This window comes from Cupriavidus sp. 8B, assembly GCF_054589115.1.
Genome location: NZ_BAAILO010000585.1, coordinates 7,173 through 30,256 on the forward strand (window position 1 = coordinate 7,173; position 23,084 = coordinate 30,256).

General features: G+C 62.2%; 23 protein-coding genes and 1 pseudogene. 8 read left to right on the forward strand and 16 right to left on the reverse strand.

Going from position 1 to position 23,084, the window contains the following annotated elements; translation table 11 throughout:
• Positions 1 to 524 precede the first annotated feature (524 nt).
• From ACYP5B_RS49040 to ACYP5B_RS49095, 12 genes are all read right to left on the reverse strand, one after another.
• Positions 525 to 1,985 (reverse strand): hypothetical protein, encoded by a 1,461-nt coding sequence (locus ACYP5B_RS49040; protein ID WP_459574711.1) that lies wholly within the window; start codon positions 1,983 to 1,985, stop codon positions 525 to 527.
• A 935-nt stretch (positions 1,986 to 2,920) separates the two neighbouring features.
• Positions 2,921 to 3,355 (reverse strand): HU family DNA-binding protein, encoded by a 435-nt coding sequence (locus ACYP5B_RS49045; RefSeq protein ID WP_459574712.1) that lies wholly within the window; start codon positions 3,353 to 3,355, stop codon positions 2,921 to 2,923.
• A gap of 99 nt (positions 3,356 to 3,454) precedes the next feature.
• Positions 3,455 to 4,372 carry a tyrosine-type recombinase/integrase gene (locus ACYP5B_RS49050; protein WP_459574713.1) on the reverse strand — a complete coding sequence of 306 codons (918 nt, stop codon included), beginning with the start codon at positions 4,370 to 4,372 and terminating at the stop codon, positions 3,455 to 3,457.
• 143 nt (positions 4,373 to 4,515) lie between these two features.
• Complete coding sequence (locus tag ACYP5B_RS49055; RefSeq protein WP_459574714.1) at positions 4,516 to 4,824, reverse strand: hypothetical protein; 309 nt, start codon at positions 4,822 to 4,824, stop codon at positions 4,516 to 4,518.
• Positions 4,821 to 5,594, reverse strand: coding sequence for a DUF6884 domain-containing protein (locus tag ACYP5B_RS49060; protein WP_459574715.1), 774 nt, complete (start codon positions 5,592 to 5,594; stop codon positions 4,821 to 4,823). The genes ACYP5B_RS49055 and ACYP5B_RS49060 overlap by 4 nt, the downstream gene beginning before the upstream one ends.
• An 82-nt stretch (positions 5,595 to 5,676) precedes the next feature.
• On the reverse strand, positions 5,677 to 6,150 hold the full coding sequence (locus ACYP5B_RS49065) for a hypothetical protein (RefSeq protein WP_459574717.1): 474 nt from the start codon (positions 6,148 to 6,150) through the stop codon (positions 5,677 to 5,679).
• Between the two features lie 116 nt (positions 6,151 to 6,266).
• Positions 6,267 to 7,184 (reverse strand): DNA-binding protein, encoded by a 918-nt coding sequence (locus ACYP5B_RS49070; protein WP_459574718.1) that lies wholly within the window; start codon positions 7,182 to 7,184, stop codon positions 6,267 to 6,269.
• A gap of 786 nt (positions 7,185 to 7,970) precedes the next feature.
• Complete coding sequence (locus ACYP5B_RS49075) at positions 7,971 to 8,423, reverse strand: HNH endonuclease (protein WP_459574719.1); 453 nt, start codon at positions 8,421 to 8,423, stop codon at positions 7,971 to 7,973.
• A 350-nt stretch (positions 8,424 to 8,773) separates the two neighbouring features.
• Complete coding sequence (locus ACYP5B_RS49080; protein ID WP_459574735.1) at positions 8,774 to 10,234, reverse strand: ISNCY family transposase; 1,461 nt, start codon at positions 10,232 to 10,234, stop codon at positions 8,774 to 8,776.
• A 423-nt stretch (positions 10,235 to 10,657) separates the two neighbouring features.
• Positions 10,658 to 10,873 (reverse strand): hypothetical protein, encoded by a 216-nt coding sequence (locus tag ACYP5B_RS49085; protein ID WP_459574720.1) that lies wholly within the window; start codon positions 10,871 to 10,873, stop codon positions 10,658 to 10,660.
• Positions 10,874 to 10,920: 47 nt separating this feature from the next.
• Positions 10,921 to 11,250, reverse strand: coding sequence for a type II toxin-antitoxin system YafQ family toxin (locus ACYP5B_RS49090; protein WP_459574721.1), 330 nt, complete (start codon positions 11,248 to 11,250; stop codon positions 10,921 to 10,923).
• Positions 11,222 to 11,500, reverse strand: coding sequence for a type II toxin-antitoxin system RelB/DinJ family antitoxin (locus ACYP5B_RS49095; protein WP_459574737.1), 279 nt, complete (start codon positions 11,498 to 11,500; stop codon positions 11,222 to 11,224). The genes ACYP5B_RS49090 and ACYP5B_RS49095 overlap by 29 nt, the downstream gene beginning before the upstream one ends.
• A 535-nt stretch (positions 11,501 to 12,035) precedes the next feature.
• Between ACYP5B_RS49095 and ACYP5B_RS49100 the strand changes: the two genes are divergently transcribed.
• Positions 12,036 to 12,260, forward strand: coding sequence for a DUF2188 domain-containing protein (locus tag ACYP5B_RS49100; protein WP_459574723.1), 225 nt, complete (start codon positions 12,036 to 12,038; stop codon positions 12,258 to 12,260).
• A 32-nt stretch (positions 12,261 to 12,292) separates the two neighbouring features.
• A pseudogene (locus ACYP5B_RS49105) lies at positions 12,293 to 12,790 on the forward strand (DNA polymerase ligase N-terminal domain-containing protein); the annotation flags it as partial.
• Between the two features lie 282 nt (positions 12,791 to 13,072).
• Here ACYP5B_RS49105 and ACYP5B_RS49110 read toward each other — a convergent pair.
• Positions 13,073 to 14,125 carry an RNA-guided endonuclease InsQ/TnpB family protein gene (locus ACYP5B_RS49110; protein WP_459574725.1) on the reverse strand — a complete coding sequence of 351 codons (1,053 nt, stop codon included), beginning with the start codon at positions 14,123 to 14,125 and terminating at the stop codon, positions 13,073 to 13,075.
• Between ACYP5B_RS49110 and ligD (ACYP5B_RS49115) the strand changes: the two genes are divergently transcribed.
• From ligD (ACYP5B_RS49115) to ACYP5B_RS49140, 6 genes are all read left to right on the forward strand, one after another.
• A complete protein-coding gene (gene ligD, locus ACYP5B_RS49115; protein WP_459574727.1) occupies positions 14,124 to 15,704 on the forward strand; it encodes a DNA ligase D in 1,581 nt (526 codons plus the stop codon). The two genes, ACYP5B_RS49110 and ligD (ACYP5B_RS49115), sit on opposite strands and share 2 nt — an antisense overlap.
• On the forward strand, positions 15,637 to 15,990 hold the full coding sequence (gene ligD, locus ACYP5B_RS49120; RefSeq protein ID WP_349675091.1) for a non-homologous end-joining DNA ligase LigD: 354 nt from the start codon (positions 15,637 to 15,639) through the stop codon (positions 15,988 to 15,990). Before ligD (ACYP5B_RS49115) ends, ligD (ACYP5B_RS49120) begins: the two co-directional genes overlap by 68 nt.
• A gap of 18 nt (positions 15,991 to 16,008) precedes the next feature.
• Positions 16,009 to 16,254 carry a hypothetical protein gene (locus ACYP5B_RS49125; protein ID WP_035858919.1) on the forward strand — a complete coding sequence of 82 codons (246 nt, stop codon included), beginning with the start codon at positions 16,009 to 16,011 and terminating at the stop codon, positions 16,252 to 16,254.
• A gap of 119 nt (positions 16,255 to 16,373) precedes the next feature.
• On the forward strand, positions 16,374 to 17,078 hold the full coding sequence (gene imuA / locus ACYP5B_RS49130) for a translesion DNA synthesis-associated protein ImuA (protein ID WP_459574729.1): 705 nt from the start codon (positions 16,374 to 16,376) through the stop codon (positions 17,076 to 17,078).
• Positions 17,005 to 18,468 carry a Y-family DNA polymerase gene (locus ACYP5B_RS49135; RefSeq protein WP_459574731.1) on the forward strand — a complete coding sequence of 488 codons (1,464 nt, stop codon included), beginning with the start codon at positions 17,005 to 17,007 and terminating at the stop codon, positions 18,466 to 18,468. Before imuA ends, ACYP5B_RS49135 begins: the two co-directional genes overlap by 74 nt.
• A 9-nt stretch (positions 18,469 to 18,477) precedes the next feature.
• Complete coding sequence (locus ACYP5B_RS49140) at positions 18,478 to 21,630, forward strand: error-prone DNA polymerase (protein ID WP_459574732.1); 3,153 nt, start codon at positions 18,478 to 18,480, stop codon at positions 21,628 to 21,630.
• A 277-nt stretch (positions 21,631 to 21,907) separates the two neighbouring features.
• Here ACYP5B_RS49140 and ACYP5B_RS49145 read toward each other — a convergent pair whose 3' ends face one another.
• From ACYP5B_RS49145 to ACYP5B_RS49155, 3 genes are all read right to left on the reverse strand, one after another.
• On the reverse strand, positions 21,908 to 22,210 hold the full coding sequence (locus ACYP5B_RS49145) for an SEL1-like repeat protein (RefSeq protein ID WP_414629414.1): 303 nt from the start codon (positions 22,208 to 22,210) through the stop codon (positions 21,908 to 21,910).
• Entirely contained in the window at positions 22,122 to 22,352 is a 231-nt protein-coding gene (locus tag ACYP5B_RS49150; RefSeq protein ID WP_152561648.1) for a hypothetical protein, read from the reverse strand. Before ACYP5B_RS49150 ends, ACYP5B_RS49145 begins: the two co-directional genes overlap by 89 nt.
• A 96-nt stretch (positions 22,353 to 22,448) precedes the next feature.
• The coding region (locus ACYP5B_RS49155; RefSeq protein ID WP_459574734.1) for a glycine-rich domain-containing protein at positions 22,449 to 23,084 on the reverse strand (636 nt) is incomplete at its 5' end.

The following is a 23,084-nucleotide window of genomic DNA, read 5'->3' on the forward strand; positions in this document are numbered from 1 at the left end:
GTTGGGCCTGACGCTCGAGTACGATACTGAGCGGCTGAAATCGCTAGCTGTCGACTTCCACGCGATGCCGCCAGCGGCTCGCATTGCATGGAGCCACGCGGCGACAGATCAGGAGGAGCTGGCGTTTGCCGCCTGACCAACCATGCAACGCAAAGACCCCGCCACTAAGTGACGGGGTCTTTTTTCTTTTGTTCGCCGCCAAACTTCGGGATGGGTAGGGGCAAGCTGCCAAGCCAGGTGCCGGCCGATGGCCTAGTTCGACCCACAGCGGTCATAGGTGCAAGGCTGGTGGATGGCCGCAACTGGCTGCGGCCGAATCGCTAAGCATATTGTCGGCATTGGAGCGAGGGGAGAGCAAAGCGAACGTTGCGCGAGGACGAAACGCGATTCCAACCTACGCATCGCATTTAACATAAATTGCGACCGATGCCTCGGTCCGTCTCAGACTCTGTCGACGAAGTTTGAGCGGCAGTTCGCGACCAGGGCCAGATCGGCCGCCCATCTGCCTCCCGGATGGATTTTTTCTACCGCCTTCCACTCCGACCCTCAACATGGTGAATCGGGCGCATCCACTCAGGATCCTCTGCAATCGACAAGTTTTCGCGCTGCTTGCGGCGAGCATAGTGGACCAAAGCGCCCTTGGCTGTCACCGTATAGACATCTCGGCTGAACGCGCCCGGCTCTCCATCGTCCTCATCGTTCGCGGATGACTTGTCACTTCGGCTATCCTCCAAGTCCTTCTCTTTGCTTACCAAGCCCAATTTGACAAGGCTACGTAACCATTTTGCGAACGTCGATTCGGCAAAATTAACGGTGCTGTTCTGATTGAACGAGTTATAGTCGCCAGCGCCGAAAATGCCCTGAAAGACGTTGCTCATCGCAACATCAAGGATAACCCACGCGTTCGGCGGAAGACGGTTGGAGAGGGCTTCGTACCGTTCCTTGGTCGCCTTTTCTAGCCAACGGTTAAATCGCTCTTTCTTCGTCGTTGTGGTGCGTAGCGGCTTACCCGACTGCACCGATTCGCAGTATTCATCGGCTAGGCCAAGAAAGTCGCGCAGATTCGAATTCACAATTCGATAGAGCAGCTCCAAGTCGTTGAGGTCTACCGGTAATTCTTCCTCTGCCTTCTTGACATCAGTCGAATACTCGTCGAGACGCGCATTTACAAGAGGGATGATTGAAGCTGGTTTAACGTTGGCGACATTCAGCACAGGTGTGTTCAGGAAAGCATTCAAACGTGGCGAGCCCGCCAAGCTGTGAATGACCCCATTTGCTCCGCAGAATACCCAGCGTATACCATCGACCTGAAACAACCGGTCGCGCAATGCTTCGAGCGCCTTCCGTGCGTTTTCGCCCGTCTCCAAAAGCTCAATATTGTCAATGACGCACACCACGCCGCCAAGTCCTTGGGTCGCAAATATCTGACTCAAGCACGATTTGACGAGTGTATCAAAGCCGCTCTGCGCAAAGCCGACCGACTGGTTAACCTGCTTCGCTTGACCGGCTCCCGCATTTGCCGAGAATGACACGCCCGGCACGCCAATCCGTACGCCCGCCCCGCCAGCCACATTGATATGCTCGACGATCGGCGAGTTGAGCCACGCGTCGAGCTGAGGCAACCCTTTTGTGTCGTACACTCCCCGCAACTGATCGTAGTAATGAATTAACGTCTGAGCAATGCCCTGGAAGACTTCAGTGCAAAACTGCTCTACGTTAGGCTTCAATTGATACGAAACGACAGACGGGATCAGTAGCTGTGGTGTTTCGCCCTTCAGATAGGCGTTGAAGCATTCATACGCCGCGACATTGACCAGGCTGGTCTTTCCGACGCCAACGTGGCCATCGAGACATGTAATCTTTCCCTTCTTATGGAGCCTCTGAGCGACCAACTCAACCTCTGCATCTCTACCAACCAGCAGCCGCTTGCCCTGCGCATCGGGTCGGAGCGCTTGAGGCGCAAATGGGTTCTCAGTGAACCCCATGGATGCATACGTATCTAAACCGAACCTTGACATTCTGAATAACCGTTATCGTTTCGTATCCGCAGTATATTTCTATTCCGTCAGTCTTCGATATGTCAACATTGTGCTGTTGGCCGTACACGACGGTTGCGAGAGGTTCCTCCTTTCGGTCCGGCCTGCCGGACACTGGAGCAGTACATCGAGAACCCCGGATGGTACCCTGCGGCTGTCAACAACGCGGTTCTGCGTTCTAACGATCGGGATTGCGATGCGCAACGCCCACCACGCGATGCCCCGTGCTATTTGAAAAGCGCGCGGAGGACTTCTAGGGACGAAAGGTTGGGGTTCCGACCGAGCGTTTCATGTCCCGCCCGATGTCCTGGATGCACTGCATGGCGCCGAGCGGAGCGCGCGTAGTTGGTCATCGTGCAAACGCGCGGAAGCCGAACTGTCGATCACAGAGAGCATAAGGCCGGCCCATTTGAGCGCCTCTTCATTCGGCTCAGCGTGCCCGACCACTGCCGATTATTGACCGTTAGGCTGAGGAATAAGGTGCATGGCAGAAGCCCGAAGGACCTGGTCCCGGTTTCAGTCTCGGCCACGATCCAAGACACCGGCTGCACAGTCAGTCACCTTTCTGATGCGCGCGTTGACGTTGGATGCAGCCGTAACAAGGCTTGACTTTGCGTTCTCAATGGCAGAAGGAGCTTTGCCGCCGTCGCCAACGTCCTTCACCGATCTGAGATGTTGTGGGCATGGCATGCCACAATTTCTGGGCGGAATTCCCGCCGCTGTCGACCGACCGCTCCTGGCCGATCTCAGCCGTCTGCCTGTGTTGATATCCACCCTGCGCCCTTCCTTCGGACCGCCATGTCAGGGCCTATTCATTTGCCAGCCGGGCATACATAAAAATGGAGCCTCTCGGGCTCCATTCATTCAGCAGGTCGGTACGCGCCTTACAGGGCGGCGTCCTTCAGCTTCTTCAGCGGGCGCACCTTCACCTTAACGGTGGCCGGCTTGGCCGCAAACCACTGGTCCTCACCGGTGAAGGGGTTCTTGCCGAAGCGCTTCTTGGTTGCCGCCACTTGCAGGGCGGTGACCTTGAGCAGGCCGGGGAGCGTGAACTCGCCCGCGCCCTTCTTGTGCACCGCGCTCAGGACCGTGTTTTCCAGGTGGGCCAGCACGGTCTTGACGGTCTTGGCGTCCAGTTCGGTCTGGGCGACCAGGTGGGCCAGCAAGCTCGCCTTGGTGAAGGTTTCCTTCAGCGGCTTCGCTACCGGTGCAGCCGCAGCGGCCTTCTTTGCCGGTGCTACTGCCTTCTTGGCCGGCGCTGCCTTTTTGGCGGCAGGAGTGGCCGGGGTCTTTACGACAGCTTTCGCTTTGGTTGCCATGGATTCTTTCGTCTGGTTACTCGTTGATATGTCGCCGTAGTGGCGTCCCGCGAGAATAGCAAACTCTATGCGGTGCGTGGGAATTGGGGATACCAACACTTACAACTGAGCATCAATGGTGGCCCTGATCCGATCACAGGTTCGTGTGCTGGCCAGCCCAAGCAGCTTGCCGACTTCGTCGCGGTTGCGCCCGGCAAGTAGCAGCCGCCGGCAGTAGGTGTTGCGCAGCACCCGCGGGCTCATGTCTTGCGCTTCGAAGTCGATCGCGAGGAGCGCCGCCCGCACGATCTTGCCAAGGCTCATATCCGTGATCGCCTCGCCGCTGGCCTGGAGTGAGAACACGAGGTCGCCAACGACCGGAAGGGTCTGCCGGCGAACGCGCCACTCGGTCAGGATCGGCACCGCGAACGCGGCGAGGGGGATCGTGCGGGTATCACGCGCGCCGTGGGCTGGCACGCGCAGGTAGGGCGGGGCAGCCTCGGGCTGCAGATCCTCCCGGCGGGCCGTGCGGCCTTCCAATGCCGTGACGCCGGTGCCAAGGAAGAGCGCCACGATGGCGCGGTTGCGCAAGGCCGCCGGATCATCCCCTGCGTGCGGCTGCACCCAAGCCTGCAGGCGGGCGTCCGCATCCTCTGGCAGGTAGATGGGGTCCGGCTCGGCCTTCGGCCAATGACCCTCGCGGACCAATTGACCGGCTGGATTGCTCTTGCGCACGCCGATGGCAACCAGGTGGCGACACAACCGGTCCAGCAGTTTCAGATAGCGCATGCGCGTGGCGGTACTGTAGCCGCGCGCGTCGGGCGCCTGCCAGAAGGTATCGATATGGTCCGGGCCGAACGTGGCCACGGTGGCGTCGGCGTCGAGCAGATGCCGCCGAAAGTGCTCGAACATGGCCTGATGCTGGATGATCGAGCGGGCCGAGAAAGGGCGCCGGTCCGCACCGGCCGCCTCGCGGCGCTGCCAATCGGCGTAGGCGAGGGTGGGATTGGTGAGCCAGAGGGTGTCGACGGGTGTCATGACGGCATTTATATACTGAATTCCGCTTTCCCCGCACCCCTACCGCCTCTTCGAGGCGGACACAGCCTTCAGGGCAGCGGGGTGGAACCAGGCGGACAGATGCTCGCCGCCGCGTGGCTCTGGAGAAAAGGTCGCCGCCATGCTCATGCGCGATGCGGATGGCGCTTGAGGCGGGCGTAGCGCGGATAGCGGCCGTCGAGCATCTCTTCTATCGCCTGCTGGCGGTCTCCGTCCTCAGGGTCAGGGGGGCACTCCAGCAGGTTTGTGTCTGCACAGAAACGCATGATTTCCAACAGCAACGCTTCGCGCCGCGGCGGTGGGAAATGCAGGCGTCTGGCTTTGGTCCAGTAGCGGTAGCTGGCATGGGTGAGGGCGAGCAGGGCGTCGGGAGTGCCATCGAGGTTGGCAGCGAGGGCCTTGGCTTCCAACTGCAGGGTGACGGTGATTGTCATTGGTTCGGCTGGAGATTTGTCAGGGCGATCCAACGGGAAACGATGTGCGCGCGGTTTCCCGTTCCCTCCTCGACATCGGCTTCGGCGGTCAGGCTACTGGGTCCTTGGAAAAGGGCCCGGATGGTTGCCCAACGGGGCGCAATACCCGGCAGGTGGCGGTAGGCGTGAATGACGCGCTCGCCCACCGTGAACGGCCCAGCGCGGCGGAAGTGGGGCACGCCGTTGGGAAAGCGCCCGATCTCTTCGGAGAGTTCATTGGTTAGGCCGTCCAGATACTGGCCGAGCTGGGAGCGCTGCATCCCGATGCCGCCGCTGGTTTCCGTGATCGTCGGCGCGCTGCCAGCGCCAACCTTGCGCGCCCACCGCTCAACGGCTGCGCGCATCACCCGACGGTAGTGCATGCCGCCGGCGAGAAAGACCGGGCCGACCTGGTCGGGCCACGACGCACCCGCCATCGCCGTCGACAGGCCCGAGAGCAGGGTCTCCGCGCGATCCGCGGTCATACGGGCATCGTAGGGGGCAATCTCCGCGTCCGGCTGGATAAAGCCATGCTGCGCCGAGAGGATGATGACCTGGGGCTGCGCATCGGCTCGCACGTGCGCGCGGAAGGTCTCAAACATGACGCCGCGGTACAGATCCATGGCGGGGGCAGGGCGGTTGAGCTTCGTGGCCGAGCAGGCCATTAGCACCAATGGGCGAGCCGGCGACCGCGCGACGGTTGCGCGAGCGATTTCATCAAATAGGTTGAGCTGGGCGGGGTGGGCCTGCATCGGAAGCACCTGGGTGACGGGATATACATCCAATCTACAGGGGCAGGCGCGAAGTCAAGACAGGACAGCCGGGGGGAAGGCGTCAAATGTCCCGTCCGGCGCGCTTGGCGTTGCGCGCCCCGACAAGCGAGGCCTCGCTGCGCGTTGCCAACTCGGAGATTGGCACCTGCATCATGTTTCGTGCGGCCTCGCGTATCGCGCTGGTGAGGCACTCACGTCTGCCAGCCAGGTCAACATTCCCATGGTTCCGGATCACGCGGGTCGCGTTGAAACGCCAAGCGGGAAGCCGAGCCGTGGCTCCCGACTCGGGTGCCGCGCTGACGCCGACGGTGGCGTGGCACACGCGGTCCATTCCCAGCTGTACCGTATCGTAGTAAATCACCAGGACCGTCCCGGCGGCACTGAAGAAGCGCTCGAACTCCGTCGAGATCAAATCCTGCACGACGGCGCCGGGGTCACCCACCGGCTCGTCCCCATAGGCGAGGACGCCGAGAGCCGACGCGGGCGAGGCGGAAAAGGTGAGGGCGGCGCCGATCGAGGCGATGGTGCTACGCATGCATTTCTCCTGACAGATGACGGTCCTTCGGCTTCCAAGCTGGAACCTTGAGTGTTTCTGTCAGGATGCCCGGCCGCCATCGAAGTCAAGAGGGGGCGGCAGGCGCTAGACGGGGATCAACTCCCCTGCACCGCTTTGCGGCTGCGGGCGGGTCTCTGCGCGGCACTACCGGCGCCGTGGGCGTCCAGTTCCGTATGGCCCTGGGTCTCGGCCTGCTTGGCGGCTTCGGCCTGTTTTTGCCGCCATGCTTTCAGTTCTGCCTGAGCGCCGGCAGCAACGCCGACGGCCTCGGTCAGCCTCTCTCGCGTGGATTGGTGCGCGGCCTGCGCTTCCGCCAATTCCACGCGGACTCGACCTTCCCGTTGCTCCGCGCTGGCCAGCCGTGCCTCGGCTTGTGCCTGGGCCGCTTCGGCGGCGGCCCGCCGTGCCTCGGCGACGGCTGCCATCTTGTCGGCTTCCGTGCGTGCCGTTTGCTCGGCGGCCAGCTGAGCCCGAAGCTGTACCAACTCTTCTTCGAGGCGCGGCACCGCTTCCAACCTAAGTTCGGCCTGCGCCAACATACGCCGTACGACAGCGGTATCGTCGCGCTCGCGCTCGGCCTCTTGGGTCAGTCGCTCGATCTCGGCGGACTGACCAGCGGCTTTGCCAGCGAGCGTGTCGCGCTCGGTGGTGATCTGGAGCAGTTGCTCCGCTAGCGCGTCTCGTTCCGCCTCCAGCGCTTCGCCGTTGGCGCTGTACACGGAAAGCTCGTGCATCGCCTGGGCCAACGCTGCATCCGCTTCGGAGGCAGCCTCCTCGGCGACTTTGGACAGCTCTGAGCCCAGCGCAGAAAGCAGCCGCGTATTTGGCTCGGATAGCTTGCGGGGCGCGGGTTTCTGGCGGCCTTGCCAGATCGTCCAGTGCCGGTGAATCGTATTCATACTGCCGGTGCCAATACGCTCCCGGACGGCCGCCAACGTTGCTTTGCGTCCCTCCGCAAGCAGCGCATCGGCTGCGGCTGCAACAACTTCATAGGCAATACCAATCCGCGCCATATCGTATCCTCCGTGTTCTGTATCATATCGTATTCCATTTCAGTACGATATGAAAGCCGCTTGTCGCTACGGCCGAACAGAGAAGAACACGCGTTGCTTCCGCTCCCATCGACGGAGACGCTTTGGGGCCAATGAGCTGGCGCGAATTTCCGACCAAGAACTATCGGCTCTCATCCACGCCTTGGATAAGGCCCCAAGGCGCCGCACGGAGTCGAGGTTCCCTGCCGCCGTGCACCTTGCTATCTCCCCACGCCATAGATCCGGAAGCCCGCGCTCCACCATCATTGCGTCGACATAGGCGCAGGCGAGACGAATCTTCTCGGCACACGCATCACTCCGACGACGCCGTCTCAGCCAGAACGCGACCGCATGCCGCCGGCTCATAAAATCATCAGCCTGGACGATGCCGCCCGTCCCGTAGTTGGCTTCGTTGACGAGGCCTCTTAGCAGCGTAAATCGGACCGATATTGGGGTGCTATCGAGCCACTCAAGAAGAACGCTGGCTGGCGTCCTGGGATAAATATAACGCATCGAATTGGGGGTTCTATGAACAGGCTCATATACAACGGCACATCGTTGGTGACCCTTAAGAGTTCGCCAGTTGCGAGAGTCGAAGTCCTCGCCTGGGATTGCGCGCCCGATCTGGAATAGGGGGGAGCCCGTGTTCGATGCTGTCAAAAATTCTATTTTCGGCCGATCGGCCGCACGAGAAGCTGGGTCTCTCCCGTCGCACTCCTGTGCGAGGGTGTAGCCTAAGCGTTAGGAAAGAACCGCCCACCGAGCATTTCACCGAACGCTGCGAACTCGTCTGCCATCCGCTTTCAACCAGCGGGTAAACTCTTCAACATCCCGTGGCCCTTTTTGGCGGTTGCAAGGCAGGCAAGCAAGCACTAGATTCGCCGGGTCATTTGTGCCTCCGCGATCCAGTGATTCTTTATGATCGACCTCCCCGCCGCCGGCCAATCTGACTCCGCAGTAGAAGCATCGATCGCGCTGCTCCTTCCTCATACGTTCTACGTCAGCGTCTGTCCATTTTGGCCCGGCGAGGGAGCGCTTTAGATTCTGCCGCTGCCACTTTGCGCGAATTGCCTCTGGATGAGCTTCATCCCATTCGCGTCGCTTCGCGTTCTTGCAGCCTCGACATTGGTTTCGGAATCGATGGTTGGATCTACCGAAGTAAGTAGTATTCAGCGGTTTTAGCTCACCACACACGATGCACTGCCGAAGTTCATCGCCCATGACGACCCTCACTTTAGTTGCTTTAATGTACACAAGATGCAATCAGAGTGATTCGCCTAGCGAAGTATCGTCTGTGCGATCTCGCACGGAGCCAGGAGGCTTTATGTTCCTGGAACGCCTTCGCGCCGATTGGCGGAAGCGCGCCCGGCCCAATCAATATATGGTGTTCGAACGGCTGCTTCTGGCCGACGACGGTTGTCCTATTCGGTCGCAGTGAACGCCTGCGCCGCACGTCAGTCCAGCCAACTCCGGTTTCCTACGGGTGCAGCGCCTGGATGAACCGCGTCAATGTGCCTTATGTCCAGGCTAGATTCAAATGTCCTCCCTCTGGCCAGATCAGAATGTCCGGTCTAGTGCAGGATGGTTTTGATTCTTTTGGGTCTTTTTCTGGGCTGTTTCCGTAACGCAGTCGAGCTGGCCTGAGGCGGCAACGTCTCTACAGGGTGAGGCAATTGCGCCAGTTCGTCGATGGCGCGACGCAAGTCTTCCGCATTCAGCTGCCGTTGTGGTTTCGTGCCCGGTGTCGCTGGTTCTCGCTGCTGCCGCGGTCTCTGACCGGTCAGCGTGCGCGATGGTGCCGCCTGAATCCTGCGATTGTCGCGCTGGGCCTGCACGCGCTGCGCGATCGCCAGCACATGCCCCAGCCGCTTGTTCTCCACCACCGCGCCCTGATCGATCTCGGACAACCGGTCATAGAGAACGTAGGGCAGGGAAGTCCCGTCGGCCCACAACTCGATACGGCCGTCCGGATACTCGGCCACTTCGACGTAGCGATGAACCAGGGAGCGATGCTCGGGTTGGTCGGTGATGAGGTACAGCTTGCGATCGTATTGCAGCGTCAGTCGGTTGGAGACTTTGCGCCATTCGCGCCAGGTAAAGATGCGCTCGAGATCCTCGTCGGGCCGCACGGGACGATGTGCATTGAAATCGCTTCTGGGCACCTTGGCGAAGCGCACATTGAAGTCCGCCAGGAAGACCGGGGCAAAGGCATTGGCCTCGGCCAGCGTCGAGATGCCGCGCTGGCGCAGCTCCTTGACCAGCCGGTCCTGCAGCGTGCCATTCATCCGCTCCACGCGGCCCTTGGCCTGACTGCTATTGGCGCACAGGATGTCGATATTCAGCTCGTACAACACGCGCCCGAACTGCGTATAGTCCCGCCCCGTGGTGACGCCTTTGGCATTGACCCGAAAGATGCTGGCCTTGTCGCTGTAGAAGGCCACCGGCTTGCCGTGGCGCTCAATATAGGCGCGCGTCGCGGCAAAATAGGCGAAGGTCGACTCGGTTGGCACGAACAGCAACTGCATCAGCCGGCTGGTGGCATCGTCGACATAGACCAGCAACGTGCACGCGGGGGCGCGATCCTCGAACCACGCATGCTCGCTGCCATCGATCTGCACCAGTTCACCCAGGCAGGCGCGGCGGCTTCTCGGCTGGTGCATCTTGGGCGGACGCAGCTTCCTCGGGACCCAGAAGCCGGCGTCGATCATGATCCGGCGCACGGTCTCCTTGGCCAGCTCGATGCCATGGCACTCGCGCAGCTTCTCGCAGGCCAGCGTGGGACCGTAATCGGCGTAATGCTGCTGGATTAGCGCGCGTGCCTGCGCTTCGAGCATCCTCGGCAGTTGGCGATGGCCTGGTTGCCCACGCTGGCGCGACAGCAAGCCCATAGGGCCATCAGCTCGCCAGCGCTGGACCAGCCGCCGAACTTGCCGCGCCGTCAATTCCAGGCGCTCTGCGGCGCGCCATTGCGCCAGCAGGCCCTCGGCCGTTGCCTGAATGACCTTGAAGCGGTCAACTTCGCGCAAACTCATGGTGATCAACCCTCGATCCTTCATGGCGCGCTCCCGTCCAACCCAGGCGCTACCAGTATAGGTCTATCCAGAGGACATTCTGATGTGGCTGGAAGCGGACATTCCGATTTGGCCTCTACACCTTATGCGGCACATAACGTTTATTATGTTAAGCGGATTGCGTGATCGAGTTCGCGCCTATCGCGCCCCGTTGGATTCCGCAAACAGGCCATCATTGTCCGGCCACTCTGCCTTATCCCACGACTTTGTCGCGGCTGCGTCGGGCTACGTGCCTTCCTCCGCCGGCTTCTCGGCTACCTGCTATGCCGCCCCTGTTCCTGCAAGGCTTTCAGCTCAGCCTGGGCCGAGGCAGCTGTGGCCACGGTTTCGAGCAGCTTCTCACGCGTGCCCAGGTGCGCCGCCATCGCGTCGGCCACTGACTACTCAGGATGCGCGCGGCGTGGCGGCGAGGCAGCGGCTGTGGGAGTCGAAGAATGGATCGGTGTCATCGTGATGCGTCTTGTCACCGCTGCACTGTCGGGTTCCTTGCCTGCGCACCAAGACGGACGCCGACGACATGAGAATGTCGGCCGTCAGCATGGTCGGCCCACTGCTGGCGATCCTCCACAACTGCACGTCGGGCCAGCTGCCGAAGTTCATACAGTGATAATCAGGAGGGCGGCCTAGTGGCGGTGAAAGACTGCGGGCTATGAGAACAGCTCTGAGTGCGTTCCGCTGCGAACGAACACCACTATGCCGCTCTTCCCGGAGTCGTCGAGGGTGTAGATCAGCAGGAAGTCGCCGCCAATGTGGCACTCGCGATGGCCTGCCCAGTCGCCAGTCAGCGGGTGATCCAGCCATTCAGGCGGAAGCGGCCCATCGTTGGCGATGAGCCGCGTCATGACCTCTTTCAGCCGGTTCATGTCGTACCGGCCGGAATGAGACAGGCGCTGCCAATCCTTGAGGAAGTTTTTGGTGTAGTCCGACGCGCGGGGTAGGCTTGCCCGCTTACTTGCAGCTGGTTTTTTCGATGTCATCAATCAGGGCGTCTGCGGTTGCGAAGCGAGCACGGCGGCTCTTGATGATCTCGCTGGCCTCAGCAATTGCAACGCGGCTAGTTGCATTCGGTGCCTTGATCGCAAACGGCAGTTCCTGGTCGGCGACGACGCGGGTCAGGAAAACGCGGATCGCATCGGAGACGGTCAGGCCCATTGAAGCCAGCGTTTCCGCAGCCTGCGCCTTGACGTTCTCGTCCACGCGAACGTGAACCATAGTAGTAGCAGCCATGACGGCCTCCTGCGGCGATTGATTGAGATACATTGTATCGCAAGCTAGCCACCACCGCAAGGTATGCCCTGCGCCCTCTTCTAGCATCTAGGTGGGTATATATCACTCTATTTCAGCACCCGTGCGTCGTCTGCCTTCGAAGCTTGGCCGCGAACGCATGCATCGTCTACAACTGCGAAATTAGGCGCCATGCTCAATACTTGTCCATCGGGCGCGCCCGACCCTAAAGGATGAATAGGTGGCTCAAACAGCACTTATCGGCAGCGTTTCCTAGTAGCCTATGTCAAGCTCTTGTGCCTGAGCGGAGAGCTCGTCCAACGCCTTGCGTCGCGCTTGCGTACCTCGACGGTGAGAAGTGCTGTATACGGTTCCCTTTGCGGATAGGTGAGCACTTCTCGGAAGTACATGTGCGTGCAACTTCTGTCGGATCTACATTGCGACCAGTGCGGTACCAAGTGTCGGACAGCGGCTTATTGCCGTTCGCTTAGGACGGGGAAATACTGCGATTACAGAAGACGAGGAAACGGAGACGGTCATGGCGAACAAGAATGTGCATGTCGTTCCACACGGCGATCAGTGGCATGTCCTGCGCGAGGGCGCCCACGAGCCCTCTTCTGCGGATGACAACCTAGAGGACGCCATGGCGGCCGGCACGGCGGAGGCAAAGCAGGACAAGGTAGAGTTGCCGCCCCATGGGCGAGATGGGCAGATCCGCATGCGCAACAGCTACGGGGACGATCCCCGCGGCGTGAAAGGGTAAAGCCCACGCCGCCCGGTCTGTGCACTCAGTCCATGGCTAAGTCGGCCTCTACCAACGCGCGGAGCCTGGAGCGATACCGCCAGAAGCGTGACTTCGCCGCGACAACGGAGCCGAGCGGCCAGGTGTCCGCCCCGGGCGTCGCTAGCGGCGCACGGAGCTTTGTCGTGCAGAAACATGCGGCTCGCCGGCTCCACTACGACTTTCGTCTCGAGCTGGAGGGTACTCTCAAGAGTTGGGCGGTCCCCAAGGGACCCAGCCTGGATCCCGCAGAGAAGCGGATGGCCGTGCATGTCGAGGATCACCCGCTGGATTATGCGGGCTTCGAAGGCGTGATCCCGCCCAAGGCGTACGGGGCCGGCACGGTCATCGTTTGGGATCGAGGGACGTGGATTCCGGTCGGCGATCCGGTGGCCGGCTACCACAGCGGCAAGCTGAAGTTCGAGCTGCAAGGTAAGAAGCTACATGGCCATTGGACCCTGGTCAGAATGCACGGCCGCGGCGACGAGCGTCAGGAACCGTGGCTCTTGATCAAGGAGCGGGATGCGTTTGCGCGTTCGGCCGCAGAGTACGACATCACCGAAGCCCTGCCGGACAGCGTGCTGGCCCAGGGCAACAGCAAATCGACTGCCGGCGGTAACGCGAAGACTGCCGTGCCAAAGCAGGGTCACTCGCGCCCGGGGCAGGGCGGACACGTACTACCCGATGCAGCACGCCCCACCCCCCTTCCGCTTGCGTTGGCCCCGCAACTGGCGACGCTCGTTTCAGCGGTGCCGCACAACGCCGAACAATGGGCCTTTGACGTCCTCCCCTGCTTAAAGGCAGGGGATTCCCACACTTGGCGATGCACGTCCGCATCGGAGAATGTTCAGCGCAGCATTGGTATCACGGTCATGCACGACACCACAGCGACTACAGGTCCACTCTCTTATTCGCAGTCCTGCGATACCTTTCGGCCGCGTCGTGCTGTCTTTCGAACCGCACGCCGAACAGGACTGGGTAGAACCACTTTCGTTCACTTCCTCAAACGTGGCCCCGTGCGCAATCGCTTTGTAGCGGAGCTTGTCCCGGAAGGACGACCAGGACGCGTCGTAGACGCTCTTCGCCATCCTGGTTTTGGCGAGTTTCGAAGCCGACACGTTGCCGACTGCGATGTAATCGAAGCGCCGGACGAGATCGAGCGCGAGCTTGTGCTGGAAGTCGGCGCGGGCATTCGCCACCTTGGCATGCAGCTTGGCGATATGCCGCTTGTGCTTTCGCGCACGCTGCGCCTTGGCCAGTCTTTCGGCGGCATGCCGGCCAAACCGGTCATTGGAAAGCTTCTCGCCGGTCGAGAGCGTGGCGAAGTCCTTCAAGCCAAGGTCGATGCCGACGCCAGCTTGAATCGGGCGTGCCGGCACATCAGCCACCTCTATCACGATGTTGAGAAACCAGTTCCCGCGCGAATCCTGCGCAAAGTTTGTGCCGTCCTTGATCTTGCCTTCGGGCAACAGGCGGCTGTTGAACACGCGAAAGGTATTTCCGGCAAAGCGAAACGCCTCGCCCTCTCGTTTCAGATCGCGGCCTTTCAGGGGCACCCATCCGAGGCACTTCCTGCCGCGGTATCGCAGGTAAGAACGGCGATGCTGGCTGCGCGATTTCGCGTACTGCTCGCACGTCGCGTTGACCGTGCCGGAATGGATGCCGAGATCCTTGCTGCTGCCGGTGGTCAGCACGTTCAGATCGAACCCGCTCGGCCACTTCTTACCCCATTTGAGCGCGTGCTTCTGCGTGTCATTGCAGAAGTTCCACACGTAGTTCACCGCTCGGCTCTGCTTGTTGAGCAGGCCGTTGAGCGACTTCACCCGGTAGCGGTAGACGAGAATCATGCCGCACATTCTAACGTGGGAATGCCGCCTGGTGGCGGCGCTCCTTTCACTCCCCGCCATGAATGGCGAGGTTTCTCGGAGCAAATCTGATGAGATCAAGTTCGACGGCAATCGGTTGTTGGCAAGGGTCGACGGCGACGACGTCCGTCTCTTCACAAGAAATGGCCATGACTGGACATCACGCCTCAAATCGCTTGCGGCGGAGATACGCGCTCTTGGCCTCGGTTCCGCCTGGCTGGATGGGGAGATCGTGATGCTCAGTGACAAGGGCACCACGGACTTCCAGGCGCTGCAGAATGCGTTTGATAGATCGAAGGTGGAGGACATCCAGTACTTCGTCTTTGACCTCCCCTTCTTCCACGGCCACGACCTACGGCAGCTCCCGTTGGCCGAGCGCAGGGCGCTGCTCAAGGAGGCGCTAGCCGTGCCTGCCGCGACGCGAGTCAGGTACAGCGCGGACTTTGAGGGCGCGCCTGACGACCTTCTTGCCGCGGCGTGCCAGATGGGCCTGGAGGGCCTGATTGGCAAGCGCGTCGACGCGCCCTATGTCTCCGCGCGGGCGCCCAACTGGATCAAGCTCAAATGCAAACAGCGGCAAGAATTCGTCATCTGCGGATTCACGGCCCCGAAGGGAAGCCGACAAGGCCTAGGCGCGCTCCTCCTTGGCGTGCACGATGAAACCGGGAAACTGCACTACGCGGGCAGCGTTGGCAGCGGTTTGGATTCGCGCATGCTGACCAAGTTGCTCGCAATGCTGACCGAACTGGAAGTGCCAGTCTGCCCCTTTGAAAAGCCACCACCGCGCTTAGCCGTCCGATGGGTCAAGCCGAAGTTGGTGGCCGAGATCTCATTTGCCGAGTGGACCAAAGAAGGCCGAATCCGGCATCCCGTCTTCCATGCCTTGCGCGCTGACAAGGCCGCGGGCAACGTGACAAGGGAGCGGCCGGTCGATGTGGAACAGCCCCGGCCTCGGCCAGCGCGCTCGGTCAAGGTATCCAACGCGGAACGTGTGATTGACCCGTCGACCGGAATGACGAAAGGTGACCTGGTCGGTTTCTACGAAGCCATCGCGCCGCACCTGCTGCCTCATCTCCGCGGGCGCCCTGTGGCGTTGGTACGCGGGCCAACGGGCATCGACGGCGAGCTGTTCTTTCAGAAGCACGCCGAGACCATCAAGATCCCGGGAATCAACGTCCTCGATGCCAGCCTATGGGCTGGGCATCCGCCACTCCTGGAGATCGCTAGCCAGACGGCCATTGTCGCCGCAGCGCAGTTGAACGTGATCGAGTTCCATACGTGGAATGCGACCAAGCGTGCCATCGACAAGCCCGATCGCGTCATCTTCGATCTGGACCCCGGCGATGGCGTGCCATGGCGGCACATGCTTGACGCCGCCATGCTGACGAAGACTATGCTGGATGAGCTTGGCCTGGTGAGCTTTCTCAAGACCAGTGGTGGCAAAAGGCCTGCATGTCGTTGTGCCCATTGCGCCGGAACTGCCGTGGACCACGGTGAAGAAGTTCTCGCAAGATGTCGTTCTTCATATCGCCCAGACCATTCCGCAGCGCTTCGTTTCTAAGAGCGGGCCGCGCAATCGCGTGGGTAAGATCTACATCGACTACCTGCGCAACGGCCAAGGTGCGACGACGGTGTCCGCATTTTCTGCCCGCGCGCGGCCAGGTCTCGGGGTTTCGGTGCCGGTATCCTGGGAGGAACTGGAGGAACTGACAGCGGGCGATCATTGGACGATCCAGACCGCCCTGCAGCGCGTGGAAGCCGCCGGCTACGTCGATCCGTGGGCGGAGTATGCCGATACAAGAAAGGTGCAACAAATTGGTGCGGCCATCCGCAAGCTGGCTGGCTAGTCGATCGGAGGATTTGTCATGGCAACCCTTGCGGCGTTTCCTGCCGCGGAGCGCGAAGCCTTTACCAACGCCTGTCGTCGGCACGGGTTCATCGCCGCCGACTTTAGCGTCTGCGACATGACCGGGGAACAGGGTCGCCTGGTGAGCGTGCTGAGGCCAGAGACAGGCGTATTGATGCAGTATGCGGCAGGGTCTCGGGATTCTTGGTCGACCAAATTCGAGCACGACCTAGCCATCGGGGTCTTCGGAGACGCCCCCGAGTAAAACTGCGACGGTGCTCGCTCATCAAGCGGTCCTTAAGGCATTTTCGCGTTCGGCAAAGAAATCCGTGAACACTGTATATATATACAGTAAACTGGGTTGCATGGACTCAACCAACAGCCATGCCAACGCCCAATCCAGAATCCATCCATCCTGCGTTATGGAAAGCCTCCCAGCTCGCCCTGGCGAACGGTCGCACCGTCGCCACCGGCTATCCGGGGCTGACGGCCGAGCTACCGGGTGGCGGCTGGCCGACGGCATCGCTGATCGAACTTTTGGTGCGCCAACCAGGCGTGGGGGAGTTGCGCCTGCTGCGCCCCGCACTGGCGGAGGTCTGTAAGCGGCCTATCGCCCTGATTCAGCCGCCGCAAACGCCACAGGCACTCGCCTTGGCCAGCTGGGGCGTGCCACCCGAACGTCTGCTGTTGATTCGCAGCCAGCGCACGGCTGATGCCCTTTGGGCCACCGAGCAACTGCTGCGCGCCGGCACCTGCGGTGCGGTGCTCCTCTGGCAGACCCATATCCGCAATGACGCGCTGCGCCGCCTGCACCTGGCCGCACAGAGTGGCGAGGCGCTGTTTTGCCTCATGCGTCCACTGGCTTGTGCACGCGACGCTTCGCCAGCGCCACTGCGCATTGGCGTTGCGCCCGCCGCCGGCGGCGTCGATCTCTCCTTCATCAAGCGGCGCGGCCCGCAGCAGGACTTGCCCGTGCGCGTCCTGCTGGAACCGTCGCCGATCCTGCTTCACCGTCATGCTGCGCCTCTGGATCTGCCTGCACCTCTCGTCCCTGCCACTCGAAGTCTTCCGGCCGAATTGGTCCACTGAGTTGGCTGTGGCGGTGTTGGACAAGGAACGTGTGCACCTCGCTTCGCGCCTGGCGGCGGAGGCTGGCGTCCGCCCGCTGATGCGCCGCGGCGGTGTGCTGACCATCGCGCCGCAGACCCTGCTGTACGATCGAGCCCCGGAGAAGGAAGCCGACGCCCTGCAGCGCGTGGCCATGGCGCTCCTGCAGTTCGCGCCCAACGTGGCGCATGCCGAGGAAGCGTCCGTGCTGGTAGACGTGTCGGCCAGCCTGCGCCTGTTCGGCGGCATCCGCCAGTTGCGCCGCCGCATGCGCGCGTCTGTCGCCGCGCTGGGCTTCAGCGCGGCCTGCGGCTGTGCTCCGACAGCCCAGGGCGCCTGGCTGTTGGCCCATGCCGGTGGCGCAAGCACCCTCAAGATCGAGGCATTGGAGCGCCGGCTCGGCGCCCTCGCCATCGGCACCCTGCCCGCCGCACGGCCATTCCTGGAATGGCTGGATGGACTAGGGTGCCGTTGCCTTGCCGATATCCGCCGGCTGCCGCGGGCCGGGCTGCAGCGCCGGTGCGGCCGAGAACTGAACGAGGCGATGGATCGCGCCCTGGGCCAGGCGCCAGAGATCTTCGAATGGCTACAGCCCCCGCCAACCTTCTCAGCGCAGGTCGACCTTCCCGATCGCATCGAGCATGCGGAGGCCACCCTGCTCTACAGCCGCGGGCTCATCGTGCAGATGCTGGGCTGGCTGGCCGCGCACCATCTGGCGGTCACCAAAGTCTTGGTGGAACTCAAACACGAGCGCGGCCGCGAGGCGCTGGCGCCAACCGTCATCGAGATCGCGCTGGCAGAGCCCAGCTGGAGCGAGGATCACCTGATGCGCTTGCTGCGTGAGCGGCTGGCGCAGCTGCAGGTGGATGCCCCCATGATCGCGGTGCGCCTGTGCGTCACCGACGTGCAGGCCAAGGCGCCCCCCAGCGAATCGCTATTTCCTGAGCCCGGCGGCACGCCCGAGGACCACGCCCGGGTGATGGAGCTGCTCGCGGCGCGGCTTGGCGCCGACAACATCCTGCGGCCGGAGTTGCGTGCGGACTACCGGCCGGAGGTAGCCAACACCTGGGTGCCGGCCGTCGGGAAACCCCGACCTGGCGTGGAAGCGCCCGCCCTGCCCCGCCCGGCTTGGCTGCTGGACAAGCCGATTGCCTTGCTGATCCGCGATCATCGCCCGTTCTATGGCTCGCCCCTGCGCATGGTGTCTCCCCCGGAACGCATCGAGGCCGGTTGGTGGAGCGGCGAACTGGTGACGCGGGATTATTACGTGGCCGAGGGTCGCGATCACGCCTATTACTGGGTCTATCAGGAACGCATGGGCAGCCGGGACGGCGATGAGGCCACGTGGTACCTGCACGGGCTGTTCGGGTGAGGCGGCGCCATGGAACCCCTACGCACCGGCGGCGGCTTGCCCGACTACGCCGAGCTTTACTGCCTCTCTAATTTCTCCTTCCTTGAAGGCGCATCCCGCGCGGAAGAGCTGGTCGAGCGCGCCGTGCAACTGGGCTACAGCGCGCTCGCCATCACCGACGAATGCTCGTTGGCCGGCATTGTACGGGCGCATGCCGAAGCCAAGAAGCACGGGCTAAAGCTGCTCGTCGGTGCATCGTTTCGCCTGGTCAATGCAGACGGAAGCCCCTGCATCTCCTTCATCGCACTCGCCCGCAATCGCGAAGGCTACGGGAACCTGTGCGAGCTAATCACGCTGGCCCGCACGCGCACGGCAAAGGGCGCCTACCTGCTCACGCGCCGGGATCTGGACGCCCCGGAAGGCGCCTACGCGCACCTGCGAGGCCTGCCCGATTGCACGATTATTTTCACGCCGGAGTACTGCACGCCAGCGGAGCGGCTGGACGCCCAAGCCGCATGGATCACGGCCACCTTTCCAGGTCGCGCGTGGATGAGCCTGACCCTGCTGTACCGCGCCATGGATGACATCCATCGGGCGGGCGTGATGGAAGCCGCCGCGGCCAATCACCTGCGCGTGGCGGCTACCGGCCACGTGCAGATGCACGTACGGTCGCGCAAGCCGCTTCATGACGTGCTGAGCGCCATCCGCCTAGGCAAGGCCGTGCCCGATTGCGGGTATCAGCTGACCCCCAACGCAGAGCAGCACCTGCGCTCACGCCTACGGCTTGCCAATGTCTATCCGCACCGGCTGCTGACCGAATCGCTGCACATCGCCAATCTCTGCCAGTTCTCGTTGGATGAGTTGCGCTATGAGTATCCCGATGAAGTGGTCCCGACGGGCGTCTCTCCTGCGGAATACCTGCGAAGAGAAACCTACATCGGTGCGCACCACCGCTTCCCCAGAGGCATCCCTGCCACCGTCCAGGCCCAGATCGAGCACGAATTGGCGCTCATTGGGGACATGCACTACGAGCATTATTTTCTGACGGTTTACGACATCGTCCGCTTTGCGCGCTCCAATCGCATCCTCTGTCAGGGGCGAGGCTCGGCGGCCAACTCCGCAGTCTGTTACTGCCTGGGTATCACGGAGGTGGACCCGGCCCGTGGCAATCTGCTCTTCGAGCGGTTCATCAGCAAGGAGCGTGGCGAGCCACCGGACATCGATGTCGATTTCGAACACCAGCGCCGCGAGGAGGTCATCCAGTACCTGTACACGAAGTATGGGCGAACCCGCGCGGCGCTGGCCGCGGCCGTGGCCACCTATCGGCCGCGCAGCGCGCTGCGCGAGTCCGGCAAGGCGCTTGGCGTGGACCCGGCCATCGTCGACCTGGTCGCCAAGGCACACCACTGGTTTGACAGCAAGGCCGACCTGCTCAAACGTTTCGCGGAAAGCGGCGTCGATACGGAAAGTGCGCTGACCCAACGATGGGCAAACATGGCGACGCAGTTGCTCGGCTTTCCTCGGCACCTCTCCCAGCATTCGGGCGGGTTCGTGCTCGCCCGCGGCAAGCTATCGCGCCTGGTACCCATCGAGAACGCCGCCATGCCCGATCGCAGCGTAATCCAGTGGGATAAGGACGACCTGGATGCCGTCGGCTTGCTCAAGGTCGACGTGCTGGCGCTGGGCATGCTCTCGGCGATCCGCCGCGCGCTGGATCTCGTCTCCGAACAGCGTGGGGAGGCATTCGAGCTGCAGGATATCCCGGCGGAGGATCCAGCCACCTACGAAATGCTGTGCCGCGCGGACAGTGTCGGGGTGTTCCAGGTGGAATCCCGTGCGCAAATGTCCATGCTGCCCCGGCTGCAGCCCCGCACCTTCTATGACCTGGTCGTCGAGGTCGCCATCGTGCGACCGGGTCCGGTGCAAGGAGGCATGGTCCACCCGTACTTGCGGCGCCGGCAAGGTAAGGAACCCGTAACCTATCCGAGCCCGGAAATGGAAAAGGCGCTGTCGCGCACGCTCGGCGTGCCGATTTTCCAGGAACAGGTGATGCAGGTAGCCATGCTCGCAGCGGGTTTCTCGGCTGGTGAGGCTGACCAACTGCGTCGGGCCATGGCGGCCTGGAAGCGCAAGGGTGGGCTGGAGCATTACTACGACCGCATCGTCTCCGGCATGCTGGAACGCGGGTACGAACGGGAATTTGCCGAGAGCATCTTCCGGCAAATCCAAGGCTTCGGCGAATACGGCTTCCCAGAGAGCCATGCGGCCAGCTTTGCGCTGCTGGTCTACGCCAGCGCCTGGCTGAAATGCCATGAGCCGGCCGTGTTCCTCTGCGCGATGCTCAACAGCCAGCCGATGGGGTTCTACTCGCCTTCGCAGCTCGTGCAGGATGGGAAACGCCACGGTGTCGAAGTGCTGCCAGTGGACGTCACGATCAGCGGCTGGCACTCGTCACTGGAAGCCGTCGACAAGAAGCCGCCAGCGGTTCGGCTCGGCCTCTCGCTGCTGCGCGGGATGCGCGCGGAGGCGGCGCAGCGCATTGAGGAGGCACGCGCCGTGCGCCCATTCTCAGGGACGACTGACCTTGCCCGCCGCGCGAACTTGGATAGGCATGATGTGCAGGTCCTGGCCGCCGGCGACACACTGCGAGCCTTCGCTGGCCACCGACGCAATGCACTCTGGCAGGCCACGGCCGCGGTGCCCGACAAGGATCTGTTGCGGCCTGCCGACGTGCCGGAAGAACTACCTTCACTGGTGGCGCCTAGCGAGGGCGAGGCCATTGTCGCGGACTATCGATCGACGGGCTTGACCCTCAACCGGCATCCGCTGGCGCTGCTGCGACGACATCTCGCCAGCGGCCGGTTCGTGACAGCGGAAACGCTATTCCGCTATCAGGACCGCCAGTTGGCCCGCGGCGCTGGCATCGTGACGGTGCGACAGCGCCCAAGCACCGCGAACGGCGTGCTGTTCATGACCCTCGAGGATGAGACGGGATCGGTCAACGTGATCGTTTGGCCGTCGGTGCTGGAGCGGTTCCGCAAAGAGGTACTGGCCGCTCGCTTGATCGGTGTCCTGGGCCAGTGGCAGTGCGAGGGCGAAGTGAGGCACCTCGTTGCACAGCGGTTGGTGGATCTCACACCGCTGCTCGGCCACCTGGAAACGAGCAGCCGCGATTTCTGCTAGCTGACGGATGCAGCTAGATTCAAAACGCCATGCCGATCTTTCTTATCAAGAATAGGGAAAATTGGGTACACACCCCCCACCTGGACTGGCGGATCGGCACATATTCTCCAGCGCCGTAATACGTGCATTAGGGCGCGAGTTACGATGCCCTTCGGGTCGAAGCGCTGTGAGTTGGCCAACCGGTCAACCCATCGTCTGGGCTGACCACCATTCCGCTCTCGCGCCCGCGCCATGGCGCGCCTTACTATCACCCAGCCTGCGTCACAACATCAAGGTTCTACGGGAAGGCTGATGACATCATCCGTTCCGCAATCTCCTGAAGCGCTGCCCGGGCCGCCGCATCACCGCGCTTTGCTGCTTTTCGCAGAAGTGAAAATCCGTGAGTGGCATCGGCGGAGGAGTGTCGCCCATGCAGATGGAGGAGAGCCAGTCGCGCGGTCGCGTGAACAACCCCGCCGGCCGCTGCGAGGCCATAGAAATGGGCCGCCTTGTCATAGTCGACCGGTAACGATAAATTCTTCAAGCTTGCCGAGGAGCTTGGCCTCCTCGGGACTGGTCTCAGCGTCGAGATCCCAGCCACGATCTTCCAGCTGGCGCAAAGTCGGATGAGGGCGGCCATGCCACCGGTGCCACTCGGCGCCATGCAGCGTTTTGATCAATGTGGTGTCGCTCGGGCCGTCGCCGTGTGCTGGCCGGCCCCTGGTCATTTGCTCGAGATCCAACTGGCCGCTGCTTCAGCCTGTGCACATAGGCAAGGCTGTGGCCGACACCCCGGTCACGCAGCGGGCACTGCTTCCATGCGCCGGTACGCGAGCGCGTCAAGCGCTAAGCACCTGCGCTTGCCTTGGCTCGTTCGCTACTGCGCAGTAGGCAGATTTCATGGGATGAGCGCGCATGCAATCCGCGGGTTCTGCTTTCACCGACAATGCGCAGTAGGCGGCCCTGGCTGTCGCGGCCAGTGCACAATAGGCCGGTACCGTCGATATTGCATGCGCGCAGTATGAGGGTTCCGCGCTCACGGCGCGCGCACCATATGCGCGCTCGCTCGTCGCCGGGCGGGCGCAATACGACGGAGCGGTTAGATTCTGGCCAAACTCCTGCATGCTAAGTGCGTTGCTGGCGTTGGCCAGTGCCTGCAGCCTGGCTTCGTCTTCGAGCCCGTCGATGCCGACATAGGGATCATGGTGCAGTACATGACCGAAGATCCGCTCGCAATCACTCGCATAGCGCTGGGTATCGAGAATGTGGGCGTGCCAGAACTCGTCCACCAGTTCGCTGGGCACCACCGGCGCATCTGGATATTTCGCCGCCAGTTTCAGAAACTGGCGATAGCCGGACTCGGCCGCGGTCAACGTTTTGGCGGTCCAGCGGGCCTGCTCGCGGTGCAGCAGTTTGGCCTTCATCCGGCTGAAATCGAGAGCGTCAATCGCTTGCCACATATGCTTGACGGTTTG